Source organism: Bacillus kexueae, from assembly GCF_022809095.1.
In the GTDB taxonomy this organism is placed as follows: domain Bacteria; phylum Bacillota; class Bacilli; order Bacillales; family Aeribacillaceae; genus Bacillus_BZ; species Bacillus_BZ kexueae.
Genome location: NZ_JALAZE010000001.1, coordinates 378,742 through 398,720, shown reverse-complemented (window position 1 = coordinate 398,720; position 19,979 = coordinate 378,742). Strand labels below are relative to the sequence as shown.

Below are 19,979 nucleotides of genomic sequence, written 5' to 3'. Positions count from 1 at the left end.
GGAGAGGAGTGGGGAGATTGATTAAAGCGTACGTTTTTGATGTGTATGGAACGTTGTTTGATGTGTATTCGGTAAAAGAAAAATGCCAATCCATTTTTCCTCATAAAGGGGAAGCAATTAGTCAAACGTGGCGTCAAAAACAGATTGAATATTCTTTTTTACGTCAATTAATGGGAACGTACCGGCCGTTTCACGAAGTAACCGAAGACGCTTTACGCTACGCCATTTTATTGCACGGTGGGGAACCGAAGGAATCGGTCATTTCAGAATTAATGGATGCATATTTACATTTAACCCCTTATGAAGAAGTAAAAGACGTCTTACAACAATTAACAGATAAGCACCGAGCGGTTTTCTCAAACGGCTCGCCGAGTATGTTAACCCCTCTTCTTCAAAACGCAGAGATGAACGAGTTGTTTACATCGGTCATTACAGTAGATGAAAACAAACAATACAAACCGACAAAGGCTGCCTATCAATCTGTAGTGGAAACATTAAATGTTGCCAAAGAAGAGGTGCTCTTTATGTCTTCCAATGGATGGGATATAACCGGTGCGAAGCAGTTCGGCTTTCAAACAGCGTGGATCAATCGTGCGAGTCTACCACCTGAGCAATTAGGAGTGAAGCCAGACTTCGAATTCCATGATTTAACAGGCCTTTTATCTATCGAAGCAAAAAAAGTGTAACAAAAGACCGCAAAATGTCAGGCATTTTGCGGTCTGTCTTTTGAACGAAGCTTATTTCACCATTCGATGTTTACGAGCCGCTTTTAAAAGCTCACGATAGCCGATTCGTGTCAATGTGTAGTCGCGCGTCATCATGTGGGCTTCTTTCAGTTCACGAATGGCATGATCAGATAAATTCCGATATTCGAATTGAAGTCTTCGGTTAATGTCGTCATATGTATGAGTTTGAATAAACTCAGCACCAATTAAGGTGACGACCTCTTCTAAAGCAGGATCTCGTTGTAGGATGAAGTTTGTCACTTTTTGAAACTTCGTCTTTAACTGTAAAAGCTCACGCTGAATCGATTTCGCTTCATCTTCTTTTGCTGACATTCGATTTCGAAATGCTTGCTTTTCATCCTCTTGTAAGTTCGCTTTCTGCAGCAACTCTTCAAATAAAATCGTCTTGTCGAGTTCTACCTTTGAAAGCTCCTGCTCTTTATAAAGCAATGTTTTTTCCATGTCCTCATTTTTTTCATCTTTCGTCTCAATCGGTTGTTCCTCTCGTATACCGTGTTCAACTCTTGATTTGATTTCTTTCACTTGCTTCGAAAGAACGAAAACAAAGATGACCTGCCACGTTAACAGTAAAAGAACGGCAAATTGAAAAAAGATGGAGTTCGTTCCGATTACTAAAAAAAGTCCAATTGTAACACCGACACCTAAAAAGATTAATAGCCAATCAAGTGCGGTAAGTTTCTTAAATGTCTGGAAAAAATCTTTCACCATCGTTCTTCTCCTTAAATTCGAAAATAATAGACCGAACCTATTATAGCAAAATTTTTAAAAGAAAAAGAGAAGAGAAATGTGCAAAAAAAGTATATGAGGACTTTCTTTTTTGGAAAGCTTTAAAAGCTGCAAACACCGCAACTCAACTTCCAATCGCGACAGAAATACTCGATAAAAGAACCGTCAGAGACAGCATGTTTGTCATGTTAAGTTCCTTCTTTTCCATAGTGGTTGTAGGTGTGTATTTATTCCTTTTTAATCTGAGAGAAAAAAATGGTTGAAAAATAAGGTAAATCGTTTATAATGAAAGGGAACAAACGTTCTGTATTGGAGGATGAATATAAGTTGAGAAAATTCCTTTCGATTTTACTTGGAATTATTTTAGGAAGTATAGCTGTTTTTATTGTTGAAACGATTGGACATCTGATTTTTCCGCCACCAGCAGGAATCGATGTCACAGATCCTGAGCAATTAAAACAAGTAATCGAGCAGTTGCCAATCGGTGCATTGATTTTTGTCTTACTAGCGTGGGCAATCGGTTCGTTCGTTGGTGGTTATGTGACATCAAAAGTAGCAAAAACCGATTCCATTCGCTTTTCCCTTATCACAGGGGGCGTTTTAATGGCGTTTGGCGTTATCAATATCGTCATGATCCCACATCCAACATGGTTTGCGATTATCGGATTATCCGTTTACTTACCATGTGCGTATTACGGGGGGAAGCTCGCAAGATTCTAAAATTCCGTATGTCGTCAGAGGAAGGTAGACTGAAAAAGAAGCCTACCTTCCTATCAATCTTCTTCTACCGTAGCACTTTTTATTTCACACGTCGTTTCTACCATATGAATCAACTCTTTTAATAGTTGAACAGAGGCTTCAAGAGCAAGTGAATAATAACGCTGCGTCCCTTTTTGTTCAATCGAGACGAGCTGATTATCCCGCAAAATTTTCAGATGATGCGAAATGGCTGGACGTGATAGTGTTGAATGATTTGCAATTTCGTTCACGGTTAATGTTTCTTTTTCAGCCAAAAGCAAAATAATGTCTTGGCGGTAAGGATCGCTTAGAGCCTGAAATAGCGGAATACAAGCTCGAAATGTTTCAATAGCTTTTTGACCCATAGTATGTTCCTTCCCTTTGTTTAATCTCTTCAACATTATACCTTTTTTCCAATGAATCATACAAACGCCCAGAATGTTAACTGATGTAACCAAATAGTTTACATATGATGTATAATAGAACCGCAAGAATCTAATAAAGGGAGTGGAGAAAATGGGTCAAGGTGTATTTATAACTGGGACAAGTACAGAAATAGGAAAGACATATGTCACGAAGCATTTGGTGAAAGAACTTCGAGAAAGAGGAGTCAATGCACTCCCTTATAAGCCGATCCAAACGGGATGTGTTCGTCACAAAGAGGGATATCTCGTCGCGGAAGATGTCGAGCAATATGTGGAAACGGCCAACCTGCCTTTTAAACCTTCACAGCTTTGTACTTATTTTTTGGAAAAGCCTGCTTCCCCACATTTAGCATCAACGATCGAACAAGTGGAACTAAACATAGACCGAATTGTTCAACATTTTAATCAACTACTGACTCAGCACGATATTGTATTAGTCGAAGGAGCAGGAGGACTCGTTGTTCCGCTAAAAGAAGATCCCCTTTTTATGACGAAAGACTTGATACAACAATTGAATATTCCGATTGTCATCGTCGTACCTCCGCACCTCGGTTCCATTAACCATGCGCTACTAACCGTTGAATATGCTAGAAATCATTCGCTATCGATAGCTGGTATTGTGTTTAATCGTGTTAGCTTAAGCCCTACCGATATTGAAAAAGATAATATGCGTTTTATCGAAAAAGTGACAAAGCTTCCGATTCTTGGTGTCATCCATGAAGCTCATGGTGAAAAGAAGCATCACGAAATGGGATTCAACATTGACGCTCTCATGGAGCAATTAAATGTAAATAAACTATTGATTTAAAGTACAAATACGATTTGGGTATTCTCCAACCTGTTTTGCACATATGAAAACCATTTTAAAAATCGAGAGACTTCGATATCGGAAGTTTACACAGATTTAATTTGATTGATGAATTGAATCTATAGTAAACTAGCACTGCGATAAAAAGAAAAGGAGAAACATTTCATGAAAACGTGGTTGGAGATCTTACTCGTATCGCTACGTCTAGGCTTTACTTCATTTGGCGGGCCGGTGGCACATTTAGCATACTTTAAAGAAGAATATATTAATAGAAGGAAATGGCTTAATGAAAAAAGTTATGCGGATTTAATTGCCCTTTGTCAATTTCTCCCTGGACCTGCGAGTAGTCAGGTTGGCATTGCAATCGGGATGATTCGAGGAGGAATTATCGGGGGAATCATTTCGTGGTTCGGTTTTACGATGCCGTCAGTTCTAGCTCTTGTTTTATTCGCTTATGTTTTAAGTGGAGAAATGGTCGAATTATCAAGCTGGATTCACGGATTAAAACTCGTCGCTGTGGCAGTAGTTGCCCACGCAATTTTCGGGATGGGGAAGAAGTTAACACCTGATCGTACAAGACAAACGATTGCGATTGTTGCCACGATTAGCGTATTTCTTGTGCCGACAGCAGCTGGTCAATTAGCCATCATTCTTGCTGCTGCAATCGTTGGTTACATATTGTATAACAAAAACGACGTACCAGAAGTTCCAGACCTACCAATTCGTATTTCCAAACGCGTCGGTGTGATGGCGTGGGGGTTATTTGCTGGACTTCTTATCGTTCTACCTATCGTTCGAAACGGAGTCGATTCGCTATTCATTGCTATGTTTGATACATTTTATCGTGTCGGGTCGCTCGTATTTGGTGGGGGGCATGTTGTCTTACCGATGATTGAACGGGAAGTCGTGCCAGTCGGTTGGATTACAGAAGAGGCCTTTTTAGCAGGATACGGTGCGGCACAAGCTGTTCCGGGTCCACTGTTTACGTTATCGAGCTATTTAGGAATGTATATTGGCGGAGGAATGGGGGCTGTCGTGGCGACTATTGCGATGTTCTTACCGTCCTTCCTTCTCCTAATTGGGACGCTACCGTTTTGGAATATCATTCGTCGTAAAAAGTCCGTTCAAGCAGCATTAATCGGCGTCAATGCAGCTGTTGTCGGAATTTTAATCGCTGCCTTTTACGATCCAGTATTTACAAGTGCAGTGAAGTCAACAACCGACTTTGCTATTGCTCTTGGGGCATTTAGCTTACTGCAATTTTGGAAAAAGCCAGCGTGGCTCGTCGTTCTTATCACCGTAATAGGAACAGTCATCGTTGAGCTATTTTAGTTATTACTATGAATAACAAATGTACATTACTTTATGCACCTAGAAATAGGTGCTTTTTTTAATGTTACAGAAAGTTTAAGTTCAATAAAGTGTTAAAGTATTCTCTTTATCGTTTTTTTGGTGTCTAACTCCAAGCGCCATCAGCTCGGGTCGCTTCGGTCCTGCAGTGGCGACGGAAGCCTCCTCGCAGGTGCTCCTGCGCCCTTCGCCTAAGGACTTGCGCTTTGAGCCATTCTTATGTGAATAAACTTTTTTGACCTATTAAAATGATGTGGGGGCACATATGGACAACACGCCTTGTGTCTATCTGCTAAGTAAAAAAGCAATTCCTCTTAAAGTACTATGTTTATAGAATGTTCAATTTTTCATAAACTTTCAGAAAATAACTAAAGGAACGAAGAAAATTGTCGATATTATAAGAAAAGTTCTTTTTGGAGGGATTGGCTTGCGGCTGAAAAAGATAATAATGCCACGGATGAAGATAAATATTCGCGATAGAATACGGGAATGGAGTTTAAAAGATTTAAAGAAATCTAGCTTGCGGAAAAAATTATTTATTAGCTTTAGTATTTTTATGCTGTTAAGTGTCATTATGTCTGCTGCCAATTATATTGGAATGAGGACAATCAACACAGACACTAAGCAAATGGTAAATGAAGATGTACAAGCGTTAATCTTAAATGAAAAGTTAAGGTATAATATTTCCCAACGAATTTCACTTGTTCACTCCTATTTTCTATATAAGAAGCCCTCAACTCGTACAGAGTTTGAAGAGTTAACGTCAGAGAGTATACAAATCGAAAAGGAATTAGCAAAATTGAGTCAGACGGATGAAATGGAGCAACTGCTAAAAGAAAGCAATGAATGGAGCAACCTTGTCCGATATGATATTTTGCTTATGTATGATCGTGGTCAAAAAGACATTGCATTAACAAAGCTGGAAGAACGGGCACAACCAATTGCAAATGATATTATTCAAAAGTTTGAAAAAATCGCGAATGAACGTCAACAAGACGTTGTGCAAAGCGGATACGACATTATTGAAAACAGTAACCAAATTCGTATAATGAGCTTATTAATCTCACTTTTCATAATTTTAATAGGTATTTATTTGGCGATACGGATTTCAAATTCCATTACAAAACCGATTTCACTCGTTTCAAAACGAATGAAGTCCATTGCGTCTGGAGAATTGAATTTCGAACCACTTCGTTTCAAAGGAAAAGACGAACTTGCGCAATTAGTGACCGCTGTCAATGAAATGGCTGATGAATTAAGAAAAATGGTTCATGACATTTCAAATGTGTCGTCAGTGATTCATGAACGAAATCAACATTTAAAGCAATCGTCATTAGAAGTACAAGAAGGTAGTAAACAAATCGCTTACACAATGCAAGAACTGTCCATTGGTGCGGAAACACAGGCGGATTCAGCTTCTAGCTTAGCAGAATCAATGGTCACTTACACAAATAAGATGGAAGAGCTCCATGAAAATGGTCTCATTATGGAAGAAAAGTCAAAAATGGTTTTACAGCAAACGGATACGGGTAGTGAATTAATGAACGAGTCCATGAAGCAAATGGAGGTAATTACCGATCGCATGGATGAAGCCGTTCAAAAAGTTCAAACGCTCGAGCAACGTTCGAAAGATATTAATAAGCTAGTAGAAGTCATCCAAAGTATTGCCGACCAAACGAATCTCCTTGCATTAAACGCAGCAATTGAAGCAGCAAGAGCTGGCGAATATGGTCGGGGTTTTGCGGTTGTAGCGGATGAAGTGCGCAAGCTAGCCGAGCAAGTCTCTCACTCTGTTGTCGATATTCAAACGATTGTGGAAATCGTTCAAAAAGAGACGAAAGAAGTGACAAACAGCTTACATTCTGGATATAAACAAGTACAAGAAGGAACATCATTAATTCAAGAAACGGGCGCTGCCTTTGAAATGATACAAAATCATATAAATGAAGTTTCCGATCTTATTCAAACCGCACGGGTCGAATTAACGGAAATTTTACAAACTAGTGAAACGATGAATCAATCCATTACAAACATCGCATCCTTAACGGAAGAAGCGGCGGCGGGCATTGAACAAACGGCAGCTTCGGCAAAAGTATCGAATCAATTGAGTGATACGATGTCAAACCATGCCAAAGCGCTAACAGACTTAGCCGAAAAACTCAATCTTCTCGTCCAACGCTTCAAGTTGTAAACCGGCTTTCGTTAATAATTGGTTGTAAATTTGGTTCAGGAAGTCTTCTTCATATAAAATCGTCACATCTTCAAAGCGCTTGTTGTTATGTTCATATACAGCTAGCGCTTTTTCTTTTTGGTGGTCATTCGATAAGAGAAACAGCTGTGAATGTTTCGGTTCATCTAATTGCAAAAAATATACATATTCTTTCTCGTTTGAACGTTGATACGCTATCGGTTTTATTCGCATGCCCAAGCCTCCTTTACTGCTAGCTTGGACACGTTTTATCTGTTATAAACTTTTAATATTTCCTTTAGGTAATTTTAACAATATTTTCATCTTCAACTAACAAATAGGTAGTATGCTAAAAGTAAGATTCACAATGAAAGTGGAGTGGAACAGATGAGTAATATGCTGAAAAAAGCATTAGAAGAGCAAAGAAAATATTATTCGGAAAAACTATTAGCGATTGGCGTTTATAATGAGCAAATAGTCAATAACATGACATTAACAGAACTAGAAAAAGAGTACCAATACTTCTTTTTACAGCAACCGATAATTAAAAAGAAAACCAATTTATCGTCCTAGAATAGGAGAGAGAGGCTGAGTCAAAAGGTTATGAAAAAATGATTTTTTGAGGCTCATGCCTCTTTTTTGATTTGGTTTTTACTTATTTTGGATATCCCCAAATAAAAAAACGGTGGCTTCCCACCTGTTATCCTTGTATGATATGTTCTTATTGCATTATTACTTTCCATTTTTTTTGAATTGCAGGCAGTTCAAAGAAGGCTCCAGTTCGTTATGTTTTTGGACAGGGGTTTCAATTGAAAATGTTGGAATTGTTGGTTATGTTTTAGTTGTTTATAGACAGGTTCAACTTCAATTTTTCGTTTCTATTCCTTTCGCACAAGTCGATTGGAATAGACAGCCAACACATTTTGTACAACGATACACTCATTTCGTTAGACATAAACATTTTCTGTTTTCAGTTTCCATTCATAGTGATAGGTGGGTCGCATTCGTTGACGCAAATCCTCTCATCCAGGTCTTCATTGTAAGACATAGTCTCAATTCGACCGATTATTTGGCAGTTTTCGTCTATGACATGAATTGATTGACGAAAGGCGGCGACTCCTGCGGGACCAGCACGAGCCGAAGACACCGCAGACGAGCTTGCGAGTTGAGGAGGAGATAATTTAATGAACCTCTGCTAAAAGCGGCCACGTCCTGTGCAAGTCCGGAAAGCGTCCGCCTTTTACGATAAGTGAATGACAAAAAGTGATGAATCCTATTTTTATCTTTCTCAAAAACTACATTTTTGGTAAGATAGGGAAAAAGATTTGAAGAGGGTTCAATGATGACACCAATTACCGACACGTTCCAACGACCTTTACGAGATTTGCGAATTTCCGTAACAGATCGATGCAATTTTCGCTGTGTATACTGTATGCCAAAAGAAGTTTTTGGCACCAATTACCCTTTTTTAAAGAAGGAAGAACAGTTGACATTAGAAGAATGGAGTCGACTGGTTCGCGTTTTTGCTTCAATAGGCGTGCAAAAGGTGCGGATTACGGGTGGCGAACCTTTATTATGGAGCGATTTGCCATCGTTAATAAGCCGTATTCGTCACGATACAGAAATACGGGATATTTCTTTAACGACCAATGGTGTTTTTCTACCGAAAATGGTAAAACAATTAAAAAATGCTGGCCTAAATCGCGTCAATATAAGTTTAGACGCGCTTGATCCAAAAACGTTTCTCAAAATGAACGGAGGAATATTGAACGTTCATCATGTGTTAGATGGAATCGAATCAGCGAAGGACGCGGACCTAATAGTGAAAGTCAACATGGTTGTGTTAAAAGGGGTTAACGAACATGAAGTCTTGCCTATGGCATCGTATTTCAAAGATAGAGGCATTACTCTCCGATTTATCGAATTTATGGACGTCGGGAACACAAATGACTGGACGGAAGGAAAAGTGATGTCCACAACCGACATTTATAAAACGATACACCAGTCCATGCCTTTAAAGCCGCTTGAAGCATCGTATTTTGGTGAGGTGGCAAAACGATATCAATACGTTGATTCTACAGCGGAAGTGGGGTTTATTTCCTCCATTACAAATCCGTTTTGCACATCGTGTACACGTGCTCGCATATCTTCTGACGGTCAGCTTTACACATGTTTATTTGCTTCCAAAGGGGTGAAGATGAAAGAGTGGTTACGTAGCGGGATATCCGACGAGGAACTGAGTAGCCGAGTTAAAGCGGTATGGGAAAAGCGTGCTGACCAATATTCCAATGAGCGTAACCGCATAGACAAGAAAGCAAAAATTGAAATGTCTTATATTGGTGGATAAAAATGCTGAAGGCACTCCTTCAGTTTTTTTGTTGTTACAGAAGGTTTAAGTTCAATAAAGTGTTAACGTATTCTCTTTACAGTTTTTTTGGGGTGTCTAGCTCCAAGCGCCATCAGCTCGGGTCGCTTCGGCCCTGCTGTGGCGACGGAAGCCTCCTTGCAGGTTCTCCAGTGCTCTTTGCCTAAGGACTTGCACTTTGCGCTTTTTCTGTGAAAATAAAAATTACCTATGAGCTGAATGATCGATCATGATAGGTAGATGGTAGAAAGGAAACCTCGGGGAGAATAAATTTTCATGTACGGGGTGTGAGTGTAAAAGCATGTATGTTTCTTATTGCGAACGTTATTCAACCCCGCATTACGAATTGCGTGTTACCGAAAACTTTTAACGCTTTGAGCAAATCAGAAAGTCGTATTATATGACTAAAACATATGCATAATCTAGAAACCGTATAGGAATGAGATTCTTCCTTTTCACGACGTTCCTTTCATTTGTTTATGAAAAATATGAGAACGTTTACATTTTATCTTTTCTTTCGTGTAAAAAGATAGTAATATAATAGTAGTGTAGAAATTTTGAATTTTAAGATATTTATTTTTAGTAGAGAGGCGATGGATATGAGGACTTCCTTTTCTCAAGAAGAATTAGATAGAGCGATGACCTTGTTCCATGTTTTTGCACGTGCGTTTAAAAGTATTTCTGAACATTCGATACGTGATAGTAAGGAGCATGGATTCAACCCGACAGAATTTGCGGTACTGGAACTTCTTTATACAAAAGGACCACAAAAGCTTCAGCAAATTGGTTCTCGCTTATTGTTAGTCAGCGGAAACGTCACGTATGTCATCGATAAGTTGGAGCGAAATGGCTACATTTATCGAGAGCAGGATGTGAAAGATAAACGTTCGGTATATGCTCATTTAACGGACAAAGGAAAATTGTATTTAGATGAAATTTACCCGATTCATGCGATGCGCATGGCACGTGCCTTTTCTGGCTTAACCGAGGTAGAACAGGAACAATTAATGGCTCTTTTGAAAAAAGCTGGCGTACATAGTCAACATTTAATCTTTCGTTAACGAAAAAAAGCTGATTCAAAGTCTGATGTCAGATTCCATTAAAATGGAGAATGGCTGAGACGAATCAGCTTTTTTGTTTTTATTCCTCTCCTTTCATACATTTTGTCGACGCCGGTCATAATACGTACAAACTGACCGACCGCAAGTCAACAACTTCAAATGTAGTTAACAGGTGACATGAATTTGTAAAAAAATGTTCAAATCTTAACGATTAATTTTCTTGAAAAAAGATGCACCATTCTTTATAGTTAAAATGTAATTGACCGTTAGTCGACTATATTTATTAAGGGATTGAAAGTGTACGGGTCAAAAATTCGACCAAGAAGTCAAAGTGAGGAGAGACTGTTCATGAGATTAAGTCGTTTTTCGATACGAAGACCGGTTTTTACCTTCGTTTCGATGGTATTAGTGCTCATTTTAGGAGCTGTATCGTTTTTAAACATACCGATTAAATTAATCCCAGAAATTAATCCACCGATCGGGGTGGTTGTCACAAATTATAGTGGGGCTAGTCCGACAGAAGTAGTAGAAAAAGTGTCAAAGCCTTTAGAAGAGTCGCTGTCGACTATAGAAGGGTTAGATGCAATTTCTTCGACTTCTCAAGAAGGAGCAAGTCTAGTGTTGCTTCAATTTTCCTGGGCAACAAGTATTGATGATGTTCAAGATGAAATTGTGAGCAATATGAAATCAGTACCGCTTCCAGATGAAGCGAGCGAGCCGCGGTTTATGAAGTTTGACCCGGCACAGTTTCCAATTATCCAGCTTTCGTTAACGTCTTCTGATAGTCAAGAAGCGCTTCAACAACTTGCAGAAGAATTGAAAGAGGAATTAACAAAAACAGAAGGGGTAGCCAGCGTTAATCTTTCTGGATTAACAACCGAAGAAGTAAAAGTATCCCTCAACCAAGAAGCGTTAAAGAAATATCAGTTAAGTCAATCGGATGTTGTAGATCTGATTAGTGCGAATGCAACGTCTTTACCGGGTAGCCCGATTGAAACAGATGGTCTCCACTTAACAACACGTGTCATCAGCACAATTGATTCTGTGGAGACGTTACAAAACTTATCTATGGGCGTCAACCCAACGAACGGTGAACAAATTAAGTTGAAGGATTTAGCAGATGTCGCAATTTCAGAAAAAGAATCTGAAACGATCACACGTACTAATGATGAACCTTCGATTTTAATTAATGTTCTACAACAATCGGACGCAAATACGGCAGACGTTTCCGAGGCGTTCCAAAAAAAGCTTGACGAAGTATTAGATGAAAATGAAAAATACGATTCCATCGAAGTGGATTTACTTTTCGATCAGGGCGAATATATCAAAAAAGCTATCGGAAATATGTTAAACACCTTAATTTTAGGTGGAACGTTTGCGATGATTGTGCTGTTTTTATTTTTACGTAATGTGAAAAGCCCGCTCATTATCGGAATTGCGATTCCGTATTCCGTTATTGTCACATTCGTTCTTATGTATTTTTCCGATTTCACATTAAATATTATGACGCTTGGTGGTTTGGCGCTCGGAATTGGAATGTTAGTCGACAATGCCATCGTTGTGATTGAAAACATTTACCGTCACTTATCCATGGGGAAAGATCCGAAAAAAGCGGCCTATGAAGGAGCAAAAGAAATGGGGCCGGCAATTATTGCGTCGACATTTACGACAATTGCCGTTTTCTTACCGGTTGTCTTTATTACAGGAATCATTGGTGACCTCTTTACAGAGTTCTCGCTAACGATTGCTTTCAGTTTATTCGCTTCCCTATTTGTGGCTCTTACGGTCGTTCCGATGCTCGCAAGCATTTGGTTGAAAAAGCCGCGGAAAAATATCGAAAAAGAACGACAGGAATCCTCGTTTCAAAAATCATTGCAACGCTCTATTAAATGGGCGTTACGGAATCGCGCAGCCGTTATTACGATGGCACTTGTCTTATTTGGAACAAGTATTTTCGGTTTCTTTAAAGTAGGAGCGGTCTTTTTACCGGCAACGGATGAAGGGTATTTCGCTATTGATGTAACACTTGAAAACGGTACGGCGCTTTCGGAAACGACCAAAGTCGTTGAAAGCATTGAAGAAGTGTTGCGAGATCAAGAAGATGTTGATGTGTATGTAAGCTTAATTGGTTCGACACAAGAAGAAGCTTTTCGTGGAACAGCCAATACGAATATTGCACAAATCTATGTAAATATGGTTCCGTTTGAAGAACGAGAACAATCGACGTTTGACTTTGTAGATGATATTAAAAAAGAAGTTGAAAAAGCAGCTGAACGAGCAAATGAACAAGCGGAAGTTTCTTTCAATCTTCAATCATCTACTGGTTCTGAGCCGAATACGTTAACGTTCAATGTGAAAGATAGTGATGAAAAACGCTTAAAAGAAAGTGTGGACCAAATTCAAGAAGCACTTCGTGAACTCGATAATGTCAATGAAGTGACAAACGATTTAGCGGAGAAAATTGAAGAGCTTCAAATTACGGTAGATCGTGAAAAAGCCTTCAATAACGGCCTTACACCTATTCAAGTTGGAATGGTCGTCAATAACGCGACACGCGGAATCGATGCGTTCCAAATGACGAATGAAGAAGATGGCGAGCTTTACATGGTAAATGTCGCGTATAAAGATGATGTCACTCAGGATATTGAATCGCTCAAGTCGCTCTTAATTAAAAAGCCAAACGGCGAATTCGTTCAATTAAAAGATGTGGCGACAATTGAACGAGGAGAAGGGCCGGTTGAAATTGTTCGGATAGATAAGCAACCAGCCGTTCAGTTTACATTAAAATATTCCAATGACACGAATTTAGGAGCGATTTCACAAAAAGTTGACGAAAAAATCGACGAGCTAGAACTGCCAACTGAAACAGACATTTCCTTCGGTGGCGATCGCGAATTGTTAGAATCATCAATGGATGACATGGTGCTTGCTTTCGTTCTTGCAATTGTCTTCATTTACTTAGTGATGGCTGCTCAATTCGAGTCCTTTAAGTACCCATTCGTTATTATGTTTACGGTGCCATTAATGATTATTGGGGTCGGCTTAACTTTATTTGCGTTCCAAACGCCAATTAGTATTACGGTAGTCATTGGTTTAATTGTCTTAGCGGGTATCGTTGTTAATAACGCTATCGTTATTGTAGATTACATCAATCAATTGAAGCGACGTGGTATGAAGTCGTACGATGCCATCGTCGAAGCCGTAAAGGTGAGAATTCGACCAGTATTAATGACAGCATTCACGACGATTCTTGGATTATTGCCGCTTGCCATTGGCATGGGAGAAGGATCCGAAGTGAACCAGCCGATGGGCTTAACCGTTATCGGTGGATTAATCTCCAGTACGTTCTTAACGTTGTTTGTCATTCCGGTTATTTATAGCTTGTTTGACAAAGAGACGAGACGACTAAACAAAAAATATGCGACACCAGACGGACAGCTCATTCCAGCTTATTTACTCGATGAAAAAGTGGAGCGTGAAGAAGAACAGCCTTCTCGCGTTCCAGCTCATCGTCCGAACGAGTACAAAAAAGAAGAGTTAGCGGCGATGCTTGAGCAGTTGCTTTCCATGGTCAAAGATGATGATAAAAAGGATGATAAATCGTAATACATGAAGGAGGGGAGCCGCTTGGCTTCCCCTTTCTTTAAAGGAATGATGAATATGAGTGAGAAGAAAACAATCATTTTAGAAGGGGCAATGGAGCTATTTTCGAAAAAAGGATTCAATCAAACATCGATGCAAGAGATTGCCGACCATTTAGGAATCGCTAAAGGCTCCATTTATCACTATTTTAAATCGAAAGACCAAATTCTCTTGGAGATAATTTGGCATTATTACGAGGTCATTTCAACAAAGATGAAAATAATAGAAGAAGACCCAGCTTTAACGGAGAGGCAGAAGTTTTTTGAACAACTTCGCCTTTCCCTTTCCGTTTTCGTCGAAAATCGTGAATTTATTCTCGTCAATATGAAAGAAACATTTCAATTTAAAACGGACATTGAAGCGATTTTCCACCGTATGAGAAAAGAAATCATGCACTGGTTAGAATTGAAGCTTCTATCCGTATACGGAGAGAAAGCTAGACCATATGTTTATGACTTAGTCGTCTCTTTAAAAGGATTTGCGCATGAATATATGAGTCTAATTTTTTTAGATCAAATCCAAGTAGACATTACGCGCCTTACTCATCATTTACTCACGCAATGTGATGTGTTAGTGGAAGGATATATGAAAAACGAAAATCCACTACTAGTGAAAGAAATGTTTCAAAAAAATACATTTCCACTCGATGAAGTCGAGAGGATCATTCAACAACTTGAATCGAATTGTAAAGAGAATGAAATGGTCCTCGAGATTTTACCCATCTTCGAACAAGAGTGGAAAAAATGGAAAGTCCATCAAACAAATAAATCAAAAATCATCTTAAAATCCCTTTTCCTTCATTTGATGAACGAGCTGAATGAACAAGAAAAAGAAGTGAACGAGTTAAAGCGAATGCTCGATGACGTGTTGTAAACCTGGGTTAAAAAGATTTCTCACCTCATCATTTGTAGCAAATGCCCAATGGTTGAATACAATGGGAAAGAAATTGCGACTATGAGGAGGAAACTTTCAGTATGCAACCGTATTATCCACAAATGATGATGCCACAAGGAAATATGATGGACCCACAAGGACAAATGGCACCGCACGGAAACATGATGGATGCCCAAGGTCAAATGATGATGCCCCACGGAAACATGATGGACGCTCAAGGTCAAATGATGATGCCACACGGGAACATGATGGACGCCCAGGGTCAAATGATGATGCCGCACGGAAATATGATGGATGCCCAAGGTCAAATGATGATGCCGCATGGAAACATGATGGACCCTAATGCCCAAATGATGCCAAATGGAAATGTGATGGATATGTATGCACACGCAAATGCCAATCACCCTATGATGCCGCAAATGCAGCAACCGGTGGCAAATAATATGCATATGGACCCAACAATGACTGCACCGGTACAAGGCGGAAAAGACATGAACCCGAAAGAGCTTGAAAGCTTTTGCAAAAAACATAAATATTACTATGTCATGATGGAGCTTAAAGACGGTAACAGAGTTGAAGGGATTATCGATAAAATCGACCACGATCGCGTCTTTATACTCATCCCAATTGGAGAAGATGAAGACCAACATCGCCAATATGGATATGGCGGATACCCATATGGTTACGGATACGGATACGGCTACCCAAGGCGCTTCCGTCGCTTCCGTCGCTACGGCTTCCCATTTGGCGGAATCTCAGCCTTTTTCTTCCCGTTCTTTTATTAAGGAATAGGGTGGTTGAGGAACTGATGAATAAACCAGTGAAAGTGATGAACAAGTCACCGGAACTGATGAATAAACTAGTGAAAGTGATGAATAAGTCGCCAGAACTGATGAATAAAACAGTGAAAGTGATGAACAAGTCACCGGAACTGATGAATAAATCAGAGAAAGTGATGAATAAGTCGCCAGAACTGATGAATAAAACAGAGAAAGTGATGAATAAGTTGCCAGAACTGATGAATAAATCAGAGAAAGTGATGAATAAGTCACCGGAACTAATGAATAAATCAGAGAAAGTGATGAATAAGTCGCCAGAACTGATGAATAAATCAGAGAAAGTGATGAATAAGTCGCCAGAACTGATGAATAAATCAGAGAAAGTGATGAACAAGTCACCGGAACTGATGAATAAACTAGTGAAAGTGATGAACAAGTCACCGGAACTGATGAATAAACTAGTGAAAGTGATGAATAAGTCGCCAGAACTGATGAATAAAACAGTGAAAGTGATGAACAAGTCACCGGAACTGATGAATAAATCAGAGAAAGTGACGAAAAAGTCGCCGGAACTGATGAATAAATCAGAGAAAGTGATGAATAAGTCACCGGAACTGATGAATAAATCAGTACCAAACCACTCCGTACACACGGAAACAAAAAGCAGCACCTCTCCAATATCACGGAGAGGGCTGCTTTATTTTTGTACAGAAAGTTTAAGTTCAATAAAGTGTTAAAGCATTCTTTTTACAGTTTTTTTGGTGTCTAGCTCCAAGCGCCTTTCGCCTAAGGACTTGCGCTTTGCACTTTTCTTACTTCCATACCTTATTTCCATAACTAACTGCAAAGCCGAAATGCTCCCCATTAGTACGAAAATGGTTGTCAATGTTTTCTCCTTTACCAAAAATTTTTCAATTCCTTTTCGAGATCTCCGCTTCATTCGATCTTCTTAATATGTTCAATGATTTCATGTACGACGTCGTCTTGGCCGTTTTGAAAAAATGTTTGCATCGGACAAGGGGCAGCTTCCATTCGCTTCATTACGGCTTCCATGGTCATCGTCTCTGGTCGTAAGGAATCGTTTATTTCCTCCCAGTAAAGGGGAGCGGCAACGGTGCCTTCTTCAGTTCCACGAACAGAATAAGGGGCGATGATTGTTTTCCCTTCAGCATGTTGAATATAGTCTACATACAGGCGGTCACCACGATTTTTCTTAAGTCGTTCCGTCGTAAAAAGATCGGGGAAGCGTTCAACTAAATACCGAGCGAAAAAGGACGTGAAAATTCTCGTTTCGTCATAGGTAAGCTTATTTTTAGTTAATGGGATGTGAAGTTGAATGCCTTTATTCCCGGAAAGCTTTGGATACGCTTGAACGTGAAACGTATCGAAGCACGCCTTTAATTCAAGTGCAGCTTTGATGGCTAAATGAAAAAATGCTCGATTAGGTGGGTCTAAATCAAAGACAATTTCACGTGGCTTTTCGGTGTCAAATGGATTGAACGGAATGTGAAACTCGATTGCGAGCTGATTTCCTAACCACATCAACGTGGAGAAATTGTTGCAATGAATATAGGAAATTCCCTCGTGCGTCACCGTTTGAATAAATGCAGGTGCATAGTCTGGACAGTTTTTTTGAAAAAATGCCTCCCCATATAGACCGTGCGGATAGCGGACGACCGTTAAGAGGCGCTTTTGTAAAAAGGGTAAAAACCGCGGTGCGACCTTCACAAGGTATTGTAAGTAATCCTCCTTTTGAATGGCTGTTTCCTTCCAAAGTGGTTTTTGTAAATGCGTAAAGCTAACGTCAGGATGAAGCCATCTTTCCGAAAGTAAAAGTTGAAAAAGTGAGCATTCCTCAATCGATGATTCAAACGAAAAGGAATGGAAAGACGGCTCACGCAACTGTCCAAAAGAAAAAGATAAAAATTGGAGTTGAATACAAATGGACGGAGGTATTTCCCATAAAGCACCATTTTTTTTGCCGTTTTGTTTTATAATGGTGATAAGTGCATTGCGTTCGGATGATGAAAGTCCATGTGTGAATGTTCCAACGGTAATCCAATCGTGTTGTTGATGAACAGCTACGTGAAAGTATCCATTCGACTCATCGAATGAAACAATCACAAACTTCGCTTTTCGATAATTTTTCATTTTGAGCCATTGCTTCGTTCGGCTTCCTTTAGCGTATTGGCTCGTTCGTTGTTTCGCCAAAATCCCTTCTCCTTCATGAATGACGACCTGCTTCCAACATGTATCAAAGTCTTTCGTCGATTCAATGAGGTGTATACGATTTCCATCATGGGGACATACCTTTAAAGGGAGATGACAATTAGTAAATAGTTCTACGAGAAGGCTTCGTCGCTCCCCGTACGAAAGGGATGTCATGTCGTTTCCATTTAAGGTTAACAAGTCAAAGCAGACGAATGAACAAGGGGTATGAGCTACAGCATCGACTATTTTTTCTTGAGAACGGAGCTTCCCTCTTCTTTGAACGGCATCGAAGTCCGATTTGTATTCATTTTCAAGGGCGACAATTTCACCATCGAGAACAAGAGGGGTAAAAGGAGCAAACTGCTCCCAGTTTCGTTCTACATACGAGATGAGCTCTGGAAATTGGACGGTTAAGTCGCGCTCATTGCGACTTGTCATTTGAATGGAGTCCTCGGTTATCAAAAAGATGGCCCGAAAGCCATCGTATTTCACTTCATAGAACCACTCATCGTTAATTGGAACTTCCAATGTCAATGTTGGAATCATCGGCTTCAAGTGCTTCACCTCTTGTTCGTGATTAACGTTTTCGTATAAGGAGGAAAAGAACAGTGAAAAAAGCGGTTTTTCTCGATCGTGATGGTGTGATTAATGAAGTGCTATCCGATCGTGTCAAATACGTCAATCATCCATCACAGTTTTATTTGTTAGATGGTGTGGGGGAAGCCATTCGTTTATTGAATGAACAAAACTTTGAAGTATTTGTCGTCACCAATCAAGGTGGTGTCGGACTAGGCTTCATGACGGAACAACGATTAATTGATATTCATGAGAAAATGAAACGAGATATTGCGACGTTCGGCGGACAGATTCGAGACATTTCGTACTGCATTCATAAGCCGAAAGAGGGCTGTTTATGCCGCAAACCAGGTTCCAAAATGATAACGGATTTAGCAGAAAAATACGAGATCGATTTAACGAAAAGCTTCATGGTTGGCGATCGAGATGTGGATATTTTAGCTGGAAAAAAAGCTGGAGTGGTAACCATCCTTGTCGGTGATGAAACGGTCGACCATGCAGATTACCACTTTCCATCATTACTTGACGCAGCAAATTGGCTCGTCAACAATGGTTAAGCTTTTTTGCGAACGGTTTTCGCTTTTTTCTTTTCAGTTGCTTTCGGTGAAGTCTCTTGCTTTTTCGTACGTTCAATACTGGCTTGAAGGGCGCTCATTAAGTCTACGACATTTTCTCTCGGACGCTCTTCAATGGCCTTCCCTTCGTTTCGATTGATTTTCTCATCAATTTTTTGCTGGAGGGCTTCACGATAGTCATCATGGTAATTCTCTGGGTTAAACGTCGTTGTGAGTTGTTCTATGAGCATCATCGCTGTGTTTAGCTCTTTTTCTTGAATGTCAACCTCTTCTGGTAAACTTGGCACATGCTTGACACTTCTGACTTCATCAGGATAATGAATGGTTTCCATTACGAGGCAGTTCTCGTACACGCGAACGACGGCAAGTTGTCGCTTCGAGCGAATGGTGATTTCTGCAATACCAATTTTACCGGACTTCTCTAAGGCACTTCGAAGTAAGGCATACGCCTTTAACCCATTTTCCCCAGGCCCCATGAAATACGAGCGATGAAAGTAAATCGGATCAATTTCCGTTAAATCGACGAAGTCTTTAATTTCCACTGTTTTTTCTGCATGTTCGTCCTTTAATTCTTGAAGTTCTTCATCGGACAACACGACAAATTTTCCTTTTACATACTCGAATCCTTTCACAATCTCTTCGTTTGAGATCGTTTCATCACAATGAGGGCATTTTTTTTCATATTGAATCGGGGTATGGCATTTTTTATGTAGCTGGCGTAACTTAATATCTTTATCTTCTGTCGCAGAAAACAATTTAATCGGAATGTTGACGAGCCCAAACTGGATCGAGCCTTTCCACATCGTATGCATGATGAATCCCTTCTTTCGTCAATGTCAACTTTTTTATAGTATGAAAAAGAGGACGAAAGAACATGATTGGTAAAAAAAGCAAA

18 protein-coding genes are annotated in these 19,979 nt (G+C 39.7%); 13 read left to right on the top strand and 5 right to left on the bottom strand.

Features of this window, described 5'->3' with window-relative positions; translation table 11 throughout:
• Positions 1–17 precede the first annotated feature (17 nt).
• Positions 18–686 (top strand): haloacid dehalogenase type II, encoded by a 669-nt coding sequence (locus ML543_RS02130; protein ID WP_279326519.1) that lies wholly within the window; start codon positions 18–20, stop codon positions 684–686.
• 51 nt (positions 687–737) lie between these two features.
• Here the strand turns inward: ML543_RS02130 and ML543_RS02125 are convergent, their stop codons facing one another.
• On the bottom strand, positions 738–1,454 hold the full coding sequence (locus tag ML543_RS02125; RefSeq protein WP_243385494.1) for a hypothetical protein: 717 nt from the start codon (positions 1,452–1,454) through the stop codon (positions 738–740).
• A gap of 345 nt (positions 1,455–1,799) precedes the next feature.
• Here ML543_RS02125 and ML543_RS02120 point away from each other — a divergent pair, with 345 nt between their 5' ends.
• Positions 1,800–2,192, top strand: coding sequence for a hypothetical protein (locus tag ML543_RS02120; RefSeq protein ID WP_243385493.1), 393 nt, complete (start codon positions 1,800–1,802; stop codon positions 2,190–2,192).
• A 53-nt stretch (positions 2,193–2,245) separates the two neighbouring features.
• On the opposite strand, the gene ML543_RS02115 is transcribed toward ML543_RS02120, so the two are convergent.
• Positions 2,246–2,575: an ArsR/SmtB family transcription factor gene (locus ML543_RS02115; RefSeq protein WP_243385492.1), complete on the bottom strand. Its 330-nt coding sequence runs from the start codon at positions 2,573–2,575 to the stop codon at positions 2,246–2,248.
• Positions 2,576–2,726: 151 nt separating this feature from the next.
• On the opposite strand from ML543_RS02115, the gene bioD reads away from it, so the two are divergent.
• The 3 genes from bioD to ML543_RS17235 all read left to right on the top strand — a co-directional run bounded on the left by bioD (position 2,727) and on the right by ML543_RS17235 (position 6,984).
• Positions 2,727–3,443, top strand: coding sequence for a dethiobiotin synthase (gene bioD, locus ML543_RS02110; RefSeq protein WP_243385491.1), 717 nt, complete (start codon positions 2,727–2,729; stop codon positions 3,441–3,443).
• A gap of 165 nt (positions 3,444–3,608) precedes the next feature.
• Positions 3,609–4,775 carry a chromate efflux transporter gene (gene chrA, locus ML543_RS02105; protein WP_243385490.1) on the top strand — a complete coding sequence of 389 codons (1,167 nt, stop codon included), beginning with the start codon at positions 3,609–3,611 and terminating at the stop codon, positions 4,773–4,775.
• A 445-nt stretch (positions 4,776–5,220) separates the two neighbouring features.
• On the top strand, positions 5,221–6,984 hold the full coding sequence (locus tag ML543_RS17235) for a methyl-accepting chemotaxis protein (protein ID WP_243385489.1): 1,764 nt from the start codon (positions 5,221–5,223) through the stop codon (positions 6,982–6,984).
• On the opposite strand, the gene ML543_RS02095 is transcribed toward ML543_RS17235, so the two are convergent.
• Positions 6,940–7,215: a hypothetical protein gene (locus tag ML543_RS02095; protein WP_243385488.1), complete on the bottom strand. Its 276-nt coding sequence runs from the start codon at positions 7,213–7,215 to the stop codon at positions 6,940–6,942. The two genes, ML543_RS17235 and ML543_RS02095, sit on opposite strands and share 45 nt — an antisense overlap.
• A 153-nt stretch (positions 7,216–7,368) precedes the next feature.
• Between ML543_RS02095 and ML543_RS02090 the strand changes: the two genes are divergently transcribed.
• The 7 genes from ML543_RS02090 to ML543_RS02060 all read left to right on the top strand — a co-directional run bounded on the left by ML543_RS02090 (position 7,369) and on the right by ML543_RS02060 (position 16,459).
• Positions 7,369–7,554, top strand: coding sequence for a stress protein (locus ML543_RS02090; protein ID WP_243385487.1), 186 nt, complete (start codon positions 7,369–7,371; stop codon positions 7,552–7,554).
• A 766-nt stretch (positions 7,555–8,320) separates the two neighbouring features.
• A complete protein-coding gene (gene moaA / locus ML543_RS02085) occupies positions 8,321–9,328 on the top strand; it encodes a GTP 3',8-cyclase MoaA (protein WP_243385486.1) in 1,008 nt (335 codons plus the stop codon).
• Between the two features lie 617 nt (positions 9,329–9,945).
• Positions 9,946–10,407: a MarR family winged helix-turn-helix transcriptional regulator gene (locus ML543_RS02080; protein WP_243385485.1), complete on the top strand. Its 462-nt coding sequence runs from the start codon at positions 9,946–9,948 to the stop codon at positions 10,405–10,407.
• Between the two features lie 348 nt (positions 10,408–10,755).
• A complete protein-coding gene (locus ML543_RS02075) occupies positions 10,756–14,013 on the top strand; it encodes an efflux RND transporter permease subunit (protein WP_243385484.1) in 3,258 nt (1,085 codons plus the stop codon).
• A 21-nt stretch (positions 14,014–14,034) separates the two neighbouring features.
• Positions 14,035–14,922 carry a TetR/AcrR family transcriptional regulator gene (locus ML543_RS02070; protein WP_243385483.1) on the top strand — a complete coding sequence of 296 codons (888 nt, stop codon included), beginning with the start codon at positions 14,035–14,037 and terminating at the stop codon, positions 14,920–14,922.
• Positions 14,923–15,023: 101 nt separating this feature from the next.
• A complete protein-coding gene (locus ML543_RS02065; protein ID WP_243385482.1) occupies positions 15,024–15,728 on the top strand; it encodes a hypothetical protein in 705 nt (234 codons plus the stop codon).
• 23 nt (positions 15,729–15,751) lie between these two features.
• A complete protein-coding gene (locus ML543_RS02060; RefSeq protein ID WP_243385481.1) occupies positions 15,752–16,459 on the top strand; it encodes a hypothetical protein in 708 nt (235 codons plus the stop codon).
• A gap of 199 nt (positions 16,460–16,658) precedes the next feature.
• On the opposite strand, the gene ML543_RS02055 is transcribed toward ML543_RS02060, so the two are convergent.
• The gene (locus ML543_RS02055; protein WP_243385918.1) at positions 16,659–18,479 is read right to left on the bottom strand and encodes a DNA ligase D; all 1,821 of its coding nucleotides are present in this window, start codon (positions 18,477–18,479) and stop codon (positions 16,659–16,661) included.
• Positions 18,480–18,541: 62 nt separating this feature from the next.
• On the opposite strand from ML543_RS02055, the gene ML543_RS02050 reads away from it, so the two are divergent.
• Positions 18,542–19,066 carry a D-glycero-alpha-D-manno-heptose-1,7-bisphosphate 7-phosphatase gene (locus ML543_RS02050; protein WP_243385480.1) on the top strand — a complete coding sequence of 175 codons (525 nt, stop codon included), beginning with the start codon at positions 18,542–18,544 and terminating at the stop codon, positions 19,064–19,066.
• On the opposite strand, the gene ku is transcribed toward ML543_RS02050, so the two are convergent.
• On the bottom strand, positions 19,063–19,896 hold the full coding sequence (ku, locus tag ML543_RS02045) for a non-homologous end joining protein Ku (RefSeq protein WP_243385479.1): 834 nt from the start codon (positions 19,894–19,896) through the stop codon (positions 19,063–19,065). The two genes, ML543_RS02050 and ku, sit on opposite strands and share 4 nt — an antisense overlap.
• Positions 19,897–19,979: the final 83 nt, after the last annotated feature.